The organism is Ancylobacter vacuolatus (assembly GCF_030813595.1).
In the GTDB taxonomy this organism is placed as follows: Bacteria; Pseudomonadota; Alphaproteobacteria; order Rhizobiales; family Xanthobacteraceae; genus Ancylobacter; species Ancylobacter vacuolatus.
Genome location: NZ_JAUSUH010000008.1, coordinates 137687 through 152753, shown reverse-complemented (window position 1 = coordinate 152753; position 15067 = coordinate 137687). Strand labels below are relative to the sequence as shown.

Below are 15067 nucleotides of genomic sequence, written 5' to 3'. Positions count from 1 at the left end.
CCGGGCCAGTGTCTTGCGGGCGGGCACGCGGCACCTGGACACTTTCGCAGTCACTCTTTCCTAGTCTTCCGGCATTTTGGATGCAATCGGCCGCGTTTCTTTAGGTCAAAGGTCGCATTTTGCTGCAGGATTGGAAGATAACTCGTTGCGGCGGCTCATCTCGGCGCAGGGCTCCATCGCCTGCCGGCACCCCTGTGCGAGCTATTTGATCCAAAATGGAACGATCTCCGCTCCGTCGCTGCCGAAATGGCAGCAATTTGGCAGGCCCGGCGCAAAGGCACGTGCGATCTTCCCAGCGCTCGCGAGCGAGCCGGGCGCGCGGGCGCCATTCATGGAGCGAACGATGTCGATCAGGCTGGTCTGTGCGCTCGTGCTGGCGCTGATGGCCTGCGCGGTGCCGAACATGGCGCACGCGCAGGACCTGGGCCTCCGCTGGCTTGGCGAGAACGGGCAGGTCCTCGCGCAGAAGACGCTGACCCTGGCCGAACTGGACACGCTGCCCCAGAGCCGGATCGAGACCGGCACCCCATGGACCAAGGGCGTGAACACCTTCACCGGCCCCTCGCTCGGCGTGCTGGCCGCTCTTGGTGGCCGGCCCGTGCGCGAAGCCAAGGTGATGGCGCTGAACGACTATGTCGCCCCGATTCCGGCCGAGGACTGGAAGGACCATGGCGCGATCCTCACCACCCGGCTCGACGGCGCGACGATGCGGGTGCGCGACAAGGGACCGTTCTGGGTGATGTACCCCATCGATTCCGACCCCGCGCTCGGGCAGCAATATTTCCAGTCGCGCATGGTCTGGCAGGTAAAGTCCATTGATTTTATCGCGCAATAGGCGGTCGCTCGGCCTTCTGAAAATCGGCCTCGTCGTCGCTTCCGTTGCGCTCTTCCTCGCAACCGCGCTGGTCTATGTCTCGCAGACACGCCAGCAGGCCTTTCTCACCGCGACGATCCGCTCCTCGGGGTGGGTCGCCTATCAGGCGCAGCTGGAATTCGTGAAGGTGCAGGCCGAATTCGCCAAGCTCTCGATCGTCCCAAGCGTGCACGGCGTGCACGCGCTGATGCTTCGCCTCGAAATCCTGCGCTCGCGGCTGCCGCTTCTCTATGATTCCGACGAGGGGCGGGTGCTCAGCGACGTGGTCGACACCCGCGGGCCGACGCAGATCTTCGAGGTCCGGCTGGACCAGGTGATCGACGATGTCGCCAGGCTTGACCCCGAAGACGGCGACGCCGCCGCTGAGCTGAGGGCGCTGAGCGCCGAGCTGGAACCGCTCGGGGAGGCTCTGCAGACCATTCTGATGCAATCGGTCGCCTATAATCAGGAGATCTTCCGGCGCGAGCGCGCCCTGGCGCAGAGGCCGGGCGCCGTGCCGCTGGTGCTGCTGTTCATCAGCGGTGCCTGCCTTGCCGCCGTGCTCATCCTGCAGTCGCGCCGCGACCGCATCCGCCTCGGCGAGATCGGCGAGGCGCAGGCGGCCCTGGCGGCGGTGGAGGAAAATCTGCGCGCGGTGATTCAGGCGGTGCCGGCCTGCGTCGTGGTGATCGACCCCGACACCGATCATGTGAGCTTCTTCAACCCCAGCGCCGCCACCCTCGTCTCCCCCTCGCTCGACGACCCGGCCTGGCCTCGCTTCGTCAAGGCGGTGCGCGGCGCCGCCGGCGAGCCGGACACCCGCCGCTGGGGCGCCCTGACCATGGGCTATGCGCGCGGGCCGGGCGATATCATCTCGCTGCGCGGCTCGGTGGGTAGCGTGCTGTGGGAGCGGCGCCAGCAGCAGCTTATCGTGTTGGTCGACACCTCTCGGGTGCGCAATGCCGAATTGCAGGTGATGCAGGCCGCCAAGCTGGCGACGCTGGGCGAAATGGCCACCGCCATCGCCCATGAGCTCAACCAGCCGCTCGCCGTCATCAAGATGGCGGTGGCCAATGCCCGCCGCCTGCTCGACCCGCTGCCGGGCGGCGAGCCGGTGGCGGCGAAGCTGGAGCGCATCTCGGCGCAGGTCGACCGCGCCAAGCGCATCACCGATCAGGTCCGCCGCTATGGTCGCATGCCGACCGAGCATCTCCTGCCCTTTTCGCTGCGCCACGCCGTGGAACTCGCCGCCGGCTTCGTCGCCGAGCAGTTCCGCGCCGCCAATATCGCGCTGTCGATCGAAACCAGCGCCCCGGCCGAGCTGCTGGTCTTTGGCGAACAGACCATGTTCGAGCAGGTCATCGTCAATGTGCTGATCAATGCCCGCGACGCCTTCGAGGCGCAGGACGGCGAGGCGCAGGACGGCGAGGCCCCTCGCGACGACACCGACCACCAGAGTGACGCTGGCTCCCGCGAGAGCGGGGTGGGCGACCGCGAGGGCGGCGCCGGCGACCGCGCGGTTCGGGTGTCGATCGGGCTGGAGGAGGGGCGCGCGGTGGTTCTGGTACAGGACAATGCCGGCGGCGTGCCCCCCGAAATGCTGGAACGCCTGTTCGAGCCCTTCGCCACGACGAAATCGACCGAAAAGGGTACCGGGCTCGGCCTGTCGCTGGCCCGCAGCGTGATCCGCGACATGAACGGCACTATTGTGGTGGAGAATAGGGGCGGCGGCGCCTGCTTCGCCATTACCTTGCCGACCACCCAGGCCAGCGCCACGCAGGATGCAGCATGAACACGGCACAAACCATGCTGATCTGCGACGACGAGGAGGAGCTGGCGCACGAGCTCGGCGAGTATTTCACCTCGCTGGGCTGGCGCGTCGAGCTGTCCGTCACGGCGGAGAACGCGATCGGGCACCTGCGCCAGGGGCTGGCGCCGCGTGTGCTGATTACCGATCTGCGCATCGGCGCCGTCGACGGGCGCCAGGTGGTGGCCGAGGCGCGGGCCTTGCCGGAGGCGCTCCGCCCGGCCCTGATCATCATCATCACCGGCCATGTCATGCACAATGTGGCGGCGGCGGATTTCGACAGCGACTTTCTCTACGTGAAGCCCGTCGACCCGAACGACATCCTCGACGACATCGCCGCTGGCCTCGCCGGGGGGACGACGGCCGGGGGTTGAGTGCAGGGGGTTGAGGTGCGGACCCGGAGCCGACATGGTCACAGGCTCGCCTTCATAAAAAAGGCATCCCCCGCGCGGAGATTTGTTATTTCACAATGATGCCCCTGCGGCACTATCATAGAGTCATTACAGACGTCGCCGAGCGTGACGTTCTTTTCGCCTGGGTCCGGCGTGTGGCGGTGTGATGGCAAGTGAAACAGAGCTGGAACTTCCGCGTGTCCTGCTCGTCGACGACGACCCGGACATCCTGATCGAACTGAGCGAGGGGCTGGCATCGCTCGGCCTGCCCAGCCTCATCGCCAACACCCCGGTGGAAGCGATCGACCTGGTGCAGCGCAATGAACAGTTGCAGGTGGTCGTCACCGATCTGCAGATGCCGCGCATCGACGGCATCGAACTGCTGCAGAAGCTCGCCTTGATGGGCCGCAAGCGCCCGCTCGCGACCATCATCATCACCGGTCATGCCTCGCTGGACCGGGCGGTGGGCGCGCTGCGTCTCAATGCGGTGGATTTCCTGCAGAAGCCGCTGCTGCCCGAAGAGGTCGCGCAGGCGGTGCGGCGGGCCTTCTCGCTGGTCGAGGACAGCCAGAAGGCATCCAATGGCGCGGCGGGAATCCCTCTGATCGGGGTGGACAAGCCGATCATCCGGCCGAACTATCTGAAAACCCTGGTGGCGGCCCGTGCCGACCGCGACGCCATCTTCCAGTCCGATCTGTTCTCGGACCCGGCCTGGGACATGCTGCTGGATCTGGCGATGGCGGAAGCGTCCGGCCGCCCCATCTCGGTGACCAGCCTGTGCATCGCCTCAGGGGCGCCGACGACAACGGCGCTGCGCCGCATCGACGAACTGCGCGAGGCCGGCCTGATCGAGCGCCGCCCGGACCCGGCCGATCGCCGGCGGATCATCGTCGAGCTCACCGAAAGCGGCCGCCAGCGCATGGAAACCTTCGTCAAGCGCCAGGCCGAGCGCCTCGGTCTCCCGCTCGATTGAGCCGGCGGCCGGCCACCGCCGGCCCGGCGCCGTCAGCCGACGAACTGGTAGCCGAGATAGCGCTTGGCATCGATCACGTCATAGCCGAGCTTCAGCCGCAGCTTCTTGCGCAGCTTGCTCATGTGGCCTTCGACCACGCTCTCGTCGACGTCGTCGTTGAAGATGCCATAAATGGTGTTGAAGATCTGCGTCTTGGTCACGCGCCGGCGGGAATTCTTGACCAGATATTCCAGCATGTGCCGCTCGCGGCGCGGCAAAGCCAGCGCCTCGCCGTCGATCTCGGGATCGCGGCCGTCGAAGAACACTTTCAGCCGTTCTTCGCTGGTGGGGGCGACATTGGAGTTCACCCGCCGCCAGATGGCATCAGTGCGCGCCACGATCTCGCGGACATGAACGGGCTTGCGCACCACATCGTCAATGCCCGCGGTGAACAGCTCCAGGGTCTGGGTCAGGCTCTTCTGGTCGCTGAGGGCCAGGATCGGCGCGCTGCTGTGCGAGCGGATCATCTCGGGATAGGTCGGGCGGCGCTCGAAATCGCCGAGGAGGAAGCCCTCGACCGCGGCAATGTCATTGCCCGAGGCGCTTTCGATCCAGCCCTTGAACTCGTCTTCATTGACGCCGAAGCTGGAAAAACCTTCGCGCGAGAAGCTGGAAACATAGCTGTCCGCAACAATCGAACGGTCATCGACGATGACATACATGATTCAATTCCCCTGCCTTGGATTTGCAGTCATGCAACGATGTTGATTGCTGGCTGCGCGTGTCCTTGGGCAAAGGACTATTTTGACGATTATATCCACTCAAGCTGAGTTGCTTCAGGGTTGGATGGTGTTTCCCTCCATTCTGGAGGGTATCGGCAAAATCGGGGGGGTTCGCGCCAGGGCGGGCCACGCAAATGAAACGCCCCCCGGGAGATCCCGAGGGGCGCCATATCGATTGGCCCGAGCCTTTTCCGCGAAAGTCGACAGGCTTTCACGCCGGGAAAAGGCACCGGCCTGTTGATTGCCGAGCACATGCTTGTCGATCAGGTCATTTCACCTGATCGACAAGGGCTCCAGCGACAGGGTCAGCTGTCGAAGACAGTGTCGATCTTGCTCTTCAGCGTCTGCGCGTTGAAGGGCTTGACGATATAGTTGTTCACCCCCGCCTTCTTGGCGGCAATGACGTTTTCCGACTTGGCCTCGGCCGTGACCATGATGAACGGCAGAGCACTGAGATCGGTGTCGTCGCGCACCTGCTTGAGCAGTTCGTAGCCCGTCATCGGCTCCATGTTCCAGTCGGAGATGACGAGCCCGTACTGCCGCTCCTTCAGCTTGGAGAGGGCTTCGACGCCGTCGGAGGCTTCGTCCACGTCCTCAAAGCCGATCTGTTTCAGCAGGTTGCGAATGATTCGGACCATGGTCTTGTAATCGTCGACTACAAGAACCGGCATCGACAAATCCACAGCCATAAAGCGCTCCGTCCTTCGGGTAATAAGATCCACGGACAGCCGCTTGCCGTCCTTTCGTAGGATCATGTTTGAATTGCATTGCTTGCGTGAAGCTTGCAGGTGAATCAGTGGGGTTATTCTCAGATTTACAGGTTTGAATTATAAGCAATGATCGAAAATTAGTGACGAGCATTGGAGAATATACATGTCGTCAGCGCGGCGGCCGTTCCGAATTGAAGGCAATGAACGACCTCATAGGGTTGGAGAGGGACTGGGCACCACATCGCTGTCGGCGCAGGCCTCGGTCTCGGCACAGATCAACCGCGTGCTGGAGGAACTGCTCGAACTGCGCGGCGTCATCGCGCGTTTCGACCGCCGGTGCCCCGAAGCGGACCCCGAATGCTCCCGGCATTCGATGCTGATGGACGTGGAAACGATCCGCCAGGCGATCGAGAGCACCAAGAACGAACTTGCCACGCTGCAGTCGGGTGGCGCCAAGGGCGCGCGCTTCAATCGCGCCACCGACGAGCTCGACGCCGTCGTCGCCGATACCGAGGCGGCGACCGAGGACATCCTGCAGATGGCCGAGAACATCGACGGCGCGGCGATTTCGCTGGTCGGCGAACTGGAAGGCAGCCAGAAGGCGGCGGCGCAGGCGATCCACAGCTACGCCACCCGCATCTTCGAGGCCTGCAATTTCCAGGACATTGGCGGCCAGCGCATCCGCAAGGTGGTCGCCCTCATGGTCTTCATCGAGGAGCGGGTGGAGCGCATGTGCAACATCTGGGGCGGCCAGGAGGAAGTCGCGCGCATCGCCGAGAGCATCGCCCCCGAGCGTACCGGCGACGAGGCGCTGCTCAACGGGCCGGCGCTGGCCGACGACGAGAATGTCGTGTCGCAGGACGATATCGACTCCCTCTTCGGCTGAGAGCGTTGTTGGAAAGCTCCCTGGGAGCCAGCATCCCGGCCGCCGCCTGAGGCGCGAGCCGGGATGGTTGGCCAGGATACGACGGCTATCGGGACGGGGCCCCTGCCCCTCCGATGCACGCCCTAAGGTTCGATCCGGAATTTCGCTGCGGGCGGAAGATAGAGCCTGAGATCAGCCGCAGAATGCCCGCGACTGGGCGGTCCAGCTGCCAAAGCCGGACCGCACCAGGTTGCGGATGACGGCGCAGACATAACGCTTCTGCGCCGGATCATTATCCGGCCCGGCATTGTAGCGGGCCGCCGCCATCGTCCAGTTGCCATGGCGCTGCCGCAGCTCCGCAAGGAAGCGGGCGGCGTAATCGACGTTGCGCTCGGGATCGAACATGTCGGCCACCGAGGCGAACTGCTCGCCGTGCCAGCGATGGTTGATCTGCATGCAGCCGAGATCCACCAGGCTCACGCCGCGCGCGTTGAATTCCTTGAGCTTGCGCGCGCCGTCGGCCGCGCTGGTCGCGACATGGCTTTTGCCCCCCGCATTCATCGCGAAAGGCTGCAGCGTGCCATTGCCGCCGGTCTCGGTCAGGCCGACGGCATAGAGAATGGCGAGCGGCACGCCATATTTGGCCGAGGCGCGCGCCATCGCCGCCTCGCAGACGCCGAGTTTGGCATCCATGGCGGTTCCCGCCGGCTTTTTCGGCGCCTCGCCCTTCGGGGCAGCGGCGGCCTGAAGGGTGCTAATCAGCAGCGCCGCTGTCAGCAGCGCGATAGGGCGCTTGTTCATTCTGTTGTCTCTTCCTGCGCGGGTCGGAATCGCCGGGCTGCCCGTCGCGGGGCTCATCCCCGCCGGGGCGGTCCCGCTCCACCGGCGCGAAGGCATCGTCACCGGTGAGAGGGGCCGGCATGCCGGTCTGGCTGATGGTGAGATCGAGCGGCCCGGCATCGGCCTCGACGAGTGTGGCGAGAAGGCTGGAGCGATCCTGCTCCAGCAGGCGCGCCGTCTCCGCCCGCGCCGCATGGACGTGAATCTCCAGCCCGTTGCGCCCGGTGCGCAACCGCACCGTCACCAGGCCGAGCTCCACCGGGTGAAGCTGGATCTCCAGAATCCGCACCGGGCCACGCGCCTGTGCCGCCTCGCCGGGCACCGGGGCCGACGGCACATCGGCACCCACCGCGTCGGCAATAGCGGCGCCGAGCTGCACGGCGGCCGGCGACGGCGCCGCGCCCGGCATGGGCGGGGCTGCCGGGAGGGTGACGGCCGGTGCCATGGCTGCAATTGCCACAGCGGGCGCCTCGCGCTCACTTCGCGCCGCCTCCCGCCGTTCCGCACGCGCGGTGTCGCGTGGCGGCGACAGGGTCTCGGCCCGGCTTTCGGGGAACGACCGGTCCAAGGCCGTCATCCCCTCGCGGGCGACCATGCGGGCGGGCGCGGCCAGCGGCGAGCGCGGCGCGATCAGTGGAATGTCGGGCTCCCCGGCAATGGCCTGGCCGGCGACGGCGGCCGTGTCGCTGGACAAGGGTGGGGTGCCGTCGCCCGGCGCCCTCACGCGCAAGACGCCGGCAGGGGGCATGGCGGCCGGAGGTATGGCGGCCTGGGAAAGGGCGGCCGGCGGAAGGGCGGCCGGGGCTAGGGCGGCAGCGGACCGGAGGTCGCGCGGCGTCACCGGGGCGAAATGGGTCTCGCACAGCACAACCTTGGCCGCCGGCATGGACGCTTCGTCCGGTACCATCTCGCCCTGCGGCGCCACCAGCGCCAGCGGCTCGGTCGAGGGCGCCGAGCCGCCCTCCTCCTCCAGCCCCGGCGCGGAGACGGGGCCGAGGGCGCCGATCATCGCCGCCGGCAGCAGACAGATGAAGGGCGCCGCCGCCTCGACAATCGGCGCGACGGGCGCGGGCTCTTCGGCAATCGGCGCGGCGGGCGCCGGCGCGGGCCGATGCGCCTGCGAAAACGGGCCGGGCGCGCGCGCCTCCTCGGCGGCAGTCACCGGCGAGGCCGGCAGGGCGACCGACAGAACCGCAGCGGACGGGATCGCGCGAGCCAAGGAGGGCGGCGCCGCACGCCCCCTTACCTCGGGCAGCACCTCGGGGAGCGCCTCGGGGAGCGCCGTCACATCCTCGCTTCGGGCGGCAGCATCGGCAGGCACCGTTCCCTCCAGCCGCACACGCAGGGGGGCGGCAAGCGGAGGGCGGCTCGCCCTGTCCGTCAAGCCGGGGGTCGGCCGGGCGAGAAGCGCGGCAAGCTCGCTCTCAGTGGCCGGCGGTTCCGGCGCGGCGGCGAGCGGCCCCTGGGGGGACGACGCCGCCTCGGGCGGTGCGGCACCGTCCACCAACGCGGCCGCCGTCTCTACCCTCTGATCCATCGTGGCCGTGGAGGCCATCCGCCCGGTCAGCCCCTGAGGCCGCGCCGGAGCGCTTTCGCCACGCGCGCCCGCCATCGGGGTAGCCTCCGCAGGCGCGGTCCGCACATCCAGTTCGGCGAGGAGGCTGGCGAAGGCATCCTGTGTGCCCCCACGCTCGGCCCGGCCGTGCGGCTCGTCACCAGCGCCCGCCGGCAAGCGGGTGGAAGGGAAAATCACTGGGTTCATAGCGGCGCGTCTCCCAGCATCTGGTCGGCGGTGGCGAGGGCCGCCTGGGCCTTGGCGAGGGTCGCCGGCGGCGGGCCGGTATCCGCCACCTCGGCTGGGCTGTCGGTGGCAGCGGGATCGGCGGCGGGCGCCGCCCCGCCTGCCGGCTCCGGCGCCGGGATATCAACGGCGTGCAAGATCGACGACGCCACCGCCTGCGCGGCGCCCAGCAGCCGGGCATCGTCGGGGGCGAACCGCTCGCTGGCGAGGCTGGCCAGCTCGGCCTGCGATTCAGCGAAGCGCTCGGGCGAAGCCACCGTAGCGGCGGAGCGGTAGAGAGTGGCGCGGTCGGCTTCCAGGCTGCCGAACACCGCGCCCTTCAGCACCAGATCCGCCGCGCGCTCCGCCGCAATCTTCTTGCCCTGGCCCACGGCCCCCTGCGCGACCATGAGGGCGATCTCGCGCCGGCTCGCGGGTTCGAGCGGGGCGAGAAGATCATTGATCCGGTAGAACTCGTCCGGCTTGTCGATGAAGCTCATCCGCGTCAGAGCGGCGGCGAAGCGCTGGCGGAAATTGCCGGCATAGACCGAGTGCCGGAAGCGGGCGAGATAGGTCGCGGTCAGCCGCTCGAACGTGCCGAGATCATCGGCCTGCGCGGCGATGAAAATCGCGCGCCGCAGCGCCGCCTCCTCCACCAGCGTGCCTGGCGCGGTCAGGCGGGCGCGCCCCAGCAGCACTGCGGCGCGGGCGGGGTCGCGACGCACCCACAGCGCGGCCTGCGCCAGGGCGACCTGGCCGGCGAGGCTGTCGGGAAGGCTGCGCATGTCGACCTCGCCCAGCTGCTTCAGTGCCTCGGGCTCGCGGCCTTCGAGATAGGCGAGGCTGCCGCGCAGCAGCCGCTCGTCGACATTGGGCGTCGCGGATTTGCCCAGCACGGCGCGCAGCACGCCCGGGCCACCACCGCTGAGGGCGAAGATGACGAGCGCGCGGGCATTTTGCGGGTCGTTCCAGGCACTGGCATCGGCCGCGCGGAACAGCTGGTCGATATGCGCGATGAGCGCATTCTGCGCCGGCAAAGCACCGGGCACGCCCACCGCCATGCTGTCCTGCAGGCGCTGGAGCTCGCGCACCTCGCGATAGAGCGGTGGGGCGGGCGGCAGGGCGGGCGCCTGCTGCGACGCCTCCTCACCCGCCTTCGGCGCGTCCCCGGCGGCGGGCGGCGTCGCGTCCTCATGCGCCCCGCCCGGCGATGCCACTTCGGACGCTTGCGCCGGCGGGAATAGCGTCTCAGCCGGAACGCTGAGCAGGCTGAGGGCGCCGGCCACCGAACCCGTCAGCGACGGCTCAGCCGCAAGAACGGACGGCGCGGGGGGCGCCAAGAGGGCAAGGGACGGCGGCGCGAGAGTCTGTGCGTCTTCGGTCTGCGCATCTTGGGCCTGCGCATCTTGGGCCTGCGAGTCTTGGGCCTGCGAGTCTTGGGCCTGCGAGGCAACTGTCTCCCGAGCGACGGTGTGCGGGGCAAGGCTCCGCGAGGCGAGAGCCTGCAAGGCCTGAGCCTTTATCGCTTGATCCTGTGTGGTTTGGGTCTGCGCGGCTTGCACCTGTGTGGCTTGCGCCTGCGGCACGAAAGGCTTCGGAGCGAAGGTTTCGGGAGCGAAGGTTTCCGATGCGAAAGTGTCCTGGGCGACCGAGGTTCGCACGACCGAGGTCTGGGCGAAGGTTTCCCGGGCAAGGACAGGCGCGGCCTCCGGCGCGGGAGCGGGCGGCGGCAGGGCGATAATCTCGGGCACGGGCTCGGGGGCCGGCTCGGCCGGCGCCAGCGCGGGCGACGGGGACGGGGTGGTCGCGGTCACCACCAGCGGCGCGGCCGCCGGCAGCAGCGCCGGCCGTACAGGCGGCAGAGGCACGGAAGCGGGAAGCACCAGGGCTGGCGCCGCCGCGCGCGTGGACGCCAGCGTCGCGGCGGGTTTCGGCGTCGCAGCGGTCGCGGGATTGGCGGCGGCAACGGCCGGCCTCGGCATTGGGCGCGGCACTGGCTGGGGCACCGGCTGCGACACCGGCTGCGACACCGGCTGCGACACCGGCTTGATCAGCGGCTTGGGCACCGATGCCGACCTCGGCGCGGCCAAGACGGCGGCGGCAGGGGCGGCGACGGGAGCCACCGCCGGGGCCTCGGGTTCTGATTCCAGCCCGGCCTCGGCTTGGGACTGCGCGAGGATGGCGGCGTCGAGCGTGCGCATGTCGCTCCACGGGTCCTGCGCGGCCGCGGCAAGCGGGGTCAGAAGCAGCGCGCCAAGGACATAAGCCGGCAAACGGTTTGGCGTCATCGCGCGGGCTCCTGCAGGACGATCTCAATCCGCCGGTTCTCCGGCGCGTTCGGATCCACCTTGTTCTTCAGGTTGCGGTCGGCAAAGCCGACGATCTGGCGAATGCGGCGCTCATCCAGCCCGCCGCGCACCAGCATGTAGTGGGTGATGTTGGCGCGGGCGGCGGAGAGCTGCCAATTGTCATAGTTCGGCGAGCGGAACGGCCGCCCATCGGTGTAGCCACGGATCACCACATCGCCCGGCCGGTCCTTCAGCGTCTGGGCGATCCGGGCCATGGCGGCAACGATGCGCGCGTCCGGCACGGCCGAACCGATCGGGAACATCGAGAAGTCGATGTCGTCGGTCAGGCTGATCACCGTGCCGTCCGGGGTCTTGCGCACGTCGAGCTGCGGGCCGGTGGCGGTGCCCATGGCGGCGGCAAGATCGGCCTTGATCTGCTGTTCGAGCTGTTCCGCCGCCGCCGCGGTTGCGGCGCCGGTGGGCGGCGTCGCGCCCCCCTTGTCGCCGGCTTTGTCGCCCGCCTTGGCCGCCGCATTCGCCACTTCCTTGGCCCCCGCCTTGGCGCTCTCGTTCTTCAAAGGCGGGGTCGGCGAGATCGTGGCGGCGGCCCCGCCCTCGGGGGTGAGGGCGGCGGCGTCCGACGCCGGCGCGCCGGTGGGATCGCCGGTGGCGTCCTCCACCGCCGGGTTCGGCGTGTCGCGCACGGCGCCGGCATCGGGGCGCTTGCCCTGCGGGGCGCCGATGCCGGCGGTGCCGGGGGCGGTGGCCTGCGCCTTGCGGGTGGAGGTCATCTGCCAATAGACCGGGTCGAACGGGTCACGATTGGCATCACCGCTGCCGGTGCCGGGCTCGCTGCTCACGCCGAGCGGCGTATCGGGCGAGGTCGGCGTGCCGGGCGGGGCATCGGCGATGATCTCGGCCAGCACCGCATAGGGGTCCTGGAACAGCGCCGCCTCGCGCGGCCCCTGCTGCACATCCTCACCCGGTCCGGTATTCTCGCCCACCGTGTCCTTGAGCGTCGACATCTGGTCGCCATCGGCCGAGGTGCCGGCGTCCTTGATGTCCTCGGGGTCGTTCAGCCCCTTCCGCTCGGTCATGCTGTCGGCGAGGTTGACCGGGTTGAAGTAGTTGGCGATCGCCTTGCGTACATCCTTGTCGGTGACGTTGATCAGCCACATGATGAGGAAGAACGCCATCATCGCGGTCATGAAGTCGGCATGCGCGACCTTCCAGGCGCTGGAATGGTGCTCGTGCTCTTCCTCCTCGTAGCGCTTGATGATGATGAGTTCTTGGTGTTCGGGCCCGGCCATCGTCGCTTACTCCCGCGCCAGGTCGAGACGCCCGGCCCAGGCGCGGAGCTGCGTTTCAAAGGTGGTGGCGCCGGCAGTGACGACGATCTCGGCACCCTCGCCGGCCTCGAAGCACAGCGGGGCGCGCGGATCGAGCCGCGCCTGCAGGCTCTCGATGAGATCGGCGGGGCCGGTGACACGCAGCAGCGGCGCCGTGCCGTCCGCAAGCGCGCGGGTGATCGCCGCTGCCATGTCGGCGAGCACGCGCTCGCGCAGGGCGGCGGACAGGAACGGCCCGATCACCCGGCCGAGGCGGGAGGAAAGCTCCTCCCCCAATTGCTCGAATCCTTCCGCGACCGTGCGCGCCAATGGCTCGCCCTCGGCCTCCACCCAGCTCTGGCGCGCCTGCGCCAGCTGCTCCTGCGCCAGGGCCGCGTCCTCGGTCCGCTGCTGGTCGAAGCGTGCCCGCGCTGCCGCCTCCCCGGCCAGACGGCCGGCTTCCTCGGCCTCCAGCAGCAGCGCCTTGAGGTCGGGAGCGGGATTGGGCGCGGGCACGGCAACCGATGCGCCCGCCTTGGTCGCGGGCTCGTGCGTGGCCGAGGCCAGCACGGCGTGGCCGGCCTCCCCCGGGCGCAGCACCGGCCACGACGGCGTCCGGTTGGCGGCGGCGCTGGAAAAATCCGGGAGATGACTGATCAGCGCCCGCATCAGACGCGCGCCTCCTGCTGCAGCCACTGCCGCAGGATGGCGGCGGCCTGTTCCTCATCGAAGTCGATGATCTGCTCCAGCCGCTTCTGCGGTGAGCGGTTCATCTTGCTGGTGAGGTCCTCGATCAGGCTGACCGGCTCGTTCAGACCCGGCGCAATGGTGCTGCCATCGGGGCCCGTCAGCTCGCCGGCGATGCCACCGGGGCCGGACAGCATGCTGGTCTCGATCAGTTCCGCGTCGTCGGGCCGGGCGACGATCGCCCGGACGGCAGGGCGCAGCCCGAACCATATCAGCAGCACGGCGACGATGAGAATGGTAGCGGCGTTCACCAGCGTGCCGGCCTGGCGCATCAGCACCTCCGACCAGGGCAGCGCGGCCACGGGATCGAGCTCGCCATTGCCGTCGGCGAAACCGACGGCGGAAACCTTCAGCCGGTCGCCGCGCGCCTTGTCGAAGCCGGAGGCAGCGGCCGCCAGCTGCTCGATCTCGTAGATCTGCGTCTCGAGCGGAACCGCCGCCTCGGGCGCCTGCCCCACCGGCGCCAGGCGTGCCCGGTTGACCAGGATGGCGATAGACAGGTTCTGCACGGTAAAGCCCTCGCGCACCGTCTCGGTGCTGCGCGAGGAAATCTCGAAATTGGTCAGCTCCTCGCGGCGGCTGTTCTCCTCATTGGAATTACTGCCTGCATCGCCGCCGCTGTCCTGCGCGGGAATGTTCTGCTGAACGCCGGCAGCCCCCTGCTTCGAGCGGTTTTGCGAGGTGCCGGTTTCCTTGACCACGCGCACGGAGCGCTCGGTCTTGGAGCCGGGGTCATAGGTCGTCTCATTGGTGGTGACGCGGTCGATATCGAGGCGCGAGGTCACGCTGATCTGGAAATTGTCGATGCCGAGATAGGGGGTCAGCGCCCGGCGAATCTTCGCCTCGGTCTCCCGGTTCATCTGCTCCTGCAGCATCGACTTCTTGCCGGAGGAGGCGTTGGCGGGGTCGTCGCCGGAGGCGAGGATGGCGCCTTCCGTGTTGAGCACGGTGACGGCGTCGAGCTTCATGCCCGGCAGGGCGGCGGCGACGAGATGGCGGATCGCCTCGGCCGAGGAGCCATCCTCGGCATTCTCGGTACGGATCACCACCGAGGCCGAGGCGCTCTGCTGGTCCTTGCGGAACGAGCCGCGGTCGGGCAGCACGATGTGCACCCGCGCCGCCTTCACGCCCTTCATGGTCTGGATGGTGCGGGCGAGCTCGCCTTCGAGCGCGCGCACCTTCGTCACCTCCTGCATGAAGGAGGTAAGGCCGAGGGAATTCACGTCGTTGAACAGTTCATAGCCGGAGCTTGAACTTTGCGGCAGGCCCTTCTCGGCCAGCTGCATGCGTGCCCGCGCCGTATCGGCGGGCGCGACCAGCACCGCCGTGCCGTCGGAATTCACGTCGAAGGAGATGCCGGCATCCTTCAGCGCCCCGCCGATGCGGGTCACATCCTCGCGGCTGAGATTGGCGTAGAGCGTTTCGCTGGCCGGGCGGCTGAGATAGTAGGCGCCGAGGCCGATGGCCGCCAGCACCGCCAGCCCGATCATCGCCAGCGCGAACAGGCGGCGGGCGCCGAGCTGCCGCAGATTGCCAAGAAGCATGTCGAGCTGCTGGCTTGCGAACATCTGGCATCCCGCTCCCTAGAATCCGGCGCGCCCTTGACGCGGGCCGCGCGGGGCCGGCCTGAAAGGACAGGACCGTTCCGCCGGAGGGAGAGTGCGTCGGCGAGCTTGCCTGAGCGTTGCGCGGGCGGGTGCGGAAAAAAAGAAGGCCACGCTTC

13 protein-coding genes are annotated in these 15067 nt (G+C 68.4%); 5 read left to right on the top strand and 8 right to left on the bottom strand.

Translation table 11 applies throughout. The features are described 5' to 3' along the window. Positions 1-343: 343 nt before the first annotated feature. The 4 genes from J2S76_RS16960 to J2S76_RS16945 all read left to right on the top strand — a co-directional run bounded on the left by J2S76_RS16960 (position 344) and on the right by J2S76_RS16945 (position 4025). Complete coding sequence (locus tag J2S76_RS16960; protein ID WP_307062227.1) at positions 344-835, top strand: putative pterin-binding protein; 492 nt, start codon at positions 344-346, stop codon at positions 833-835. Beyond that, entirely contained in the window at positions 816-2645 is a 1830-nt protein-coding gene (locus J2S76_RS16955; protein ID WP_307062225.1) for a sensor histidine kinase, read from the top strand. Before J2S76_RS16960 ends, J2S76_RS16955 begins: the two co-directional genes overlap by 20 nt. After that, positions 2642-3034, top strand: coding sequence for a response regulator (locus J2S76_RS16950; RefSeq protein ID WP_307062223.1), 393 nt, complete (start codon positions 2642-2644; stop codon positions 3032-3034). Before J2S76_RS16955 ends, J2S76_RS16950 begins: the two co-directional genes overlap by 4 nt. Before the next feature lie 184 nt (positions 3035-3218). Beyond that, entirely contained in the window at positions 3219-4025 is an 807-nt protein-coding gene (locus tag J2S76_RS16945) for a response regulator (RefSeq protein ID WP_307062221.1), read from the top strand. Positions 4026-4057: 32 nt separating this feature from the next. Here the strand turns inward: J2S76_RS16945 and J2S76_RS16940 are convergent, their stop codons facing one another. After that, positions 4058-4726: a response regulator transcription factor gene (locus J2S76_RS16940; protein ID WP_307062218.1), complete on the bottom strand. Its 669-nt coding sequence runs from the start codon at positions 4724-4726 to the stop codon at positions 4058-4060. A 365-nt stretch (positions 4727-5091) separates the two neighbouring features. After that, on the bottom strand, positions 5092-5475 hold the full coding sequence (locus J2S76_RS16935; protein ID WP_307062216.1) for a response regulator: 384 nt from the start codon (positions 5473-5475) through the stop codon (positions 5092-5094). A 184-nt stretch (positions 5476-5659) separates the two neighbouring features. Between J2S76_RS16935 and J2S76_RS16930 the strand changes: the two genes are divergently transcribed. Then, a complete protein-coding gene (locus J2S76_RS16930; protein ID WP_307062214.1) occupies positions 5660-6382 on the top strand; it encodes a protein phosphatase CheZ in 723 nt (240 codons plus the stop codon). A 171-nt stretch (positions 6383-6553) separates the two neighbouring features. Here the strand turns inward: J2S76_RS16930 and J2S76_RS16925 are convergent, their stop codons facing one another. Genes J2S76_RS16925 through fliF form a run of 6 tightly spaced genes read right to left on the bottom strand, consistent with a single transcriptional unit; the run spans position 6554 to position 14912 of the window. Next, complete coding sequence (locus J2S76_RS16925; RefSeq protein ID WP_307062213.1) at positions 6554-7162, bottom strand: lytic transglycosylase domain-containing protein; 609 nt, start codon at positions 7160-7162, stop codon at positions 6554-6556. Then, a complete protein-coding gene (gene fliK / locus J2S76_RS16920) occupies positions 7116-8963 on the bottom strand; it encodes a flagellar hook-length control protein FliK (protein ID WP_307062211.1) in 1848 nt (615 codons plus the stop codon). The genes J2S76_RS16925 and fliK overlap by 47 nt, the downstream gene beginning before the upstream one ends. Next, positions 8960-11269, bottom strand: a complete 2310-nt coding sequence (locus J2S76_RS16915; RefSeq protein ID WP_307062209.1) for a MotC family chemotaxis protein — start codon at positions 11267-11269, stop codon at positions 8960-8962. The genes fliK and J2S76_RS16915 overlap by 4 nt, the downstream gene beginning before the upstream one ends. Further along, the gene (locus J2S76_RS16910) at positions 11266-12579 is read right to left on the bottom strand and encodes a MotB family protein (RefSeq protein WP_307062207.1); all 1314 of its coding nucleotides are present in this window, start codon (positions 12577-12579) and stop codon (positions 11266-11268) included. Before J2S76_RS16910 ends, J2S76_RS16915 begins: the two co-directional genes overlap by 4 nt. A gap of 6 nt (positions 12580-12585) precedes the next feature. Beyond that, the gene (locus J2S76_RS16905; protein ID WP_307062205.1) at positions 12586-13266 is read right to left on the bottom strand and encodes a hypothetical protein; all 681 of its coding nucleotides are present in this window, start codon (positions 13264-13266) and stop codon (positions 12586-12588) included. Further along, positions 13266-14912: a flagellar basal-body MS-ring/collar protein FliF gene (gene fliF, locus J2S76_RS16900; protein WP_307062203.1), complete on the bottom strand. Its 1647-nt coding sequence runs from the start codon at positions 14910-14912 to the stop codon at positions 13266-13268. The genes J2S76_RS16905 and fliF overlap by 1 nt, the downstream gene beginning before the upstream one ends. Positions 14913-15067 lie beyond the last annotated feature (155 nt).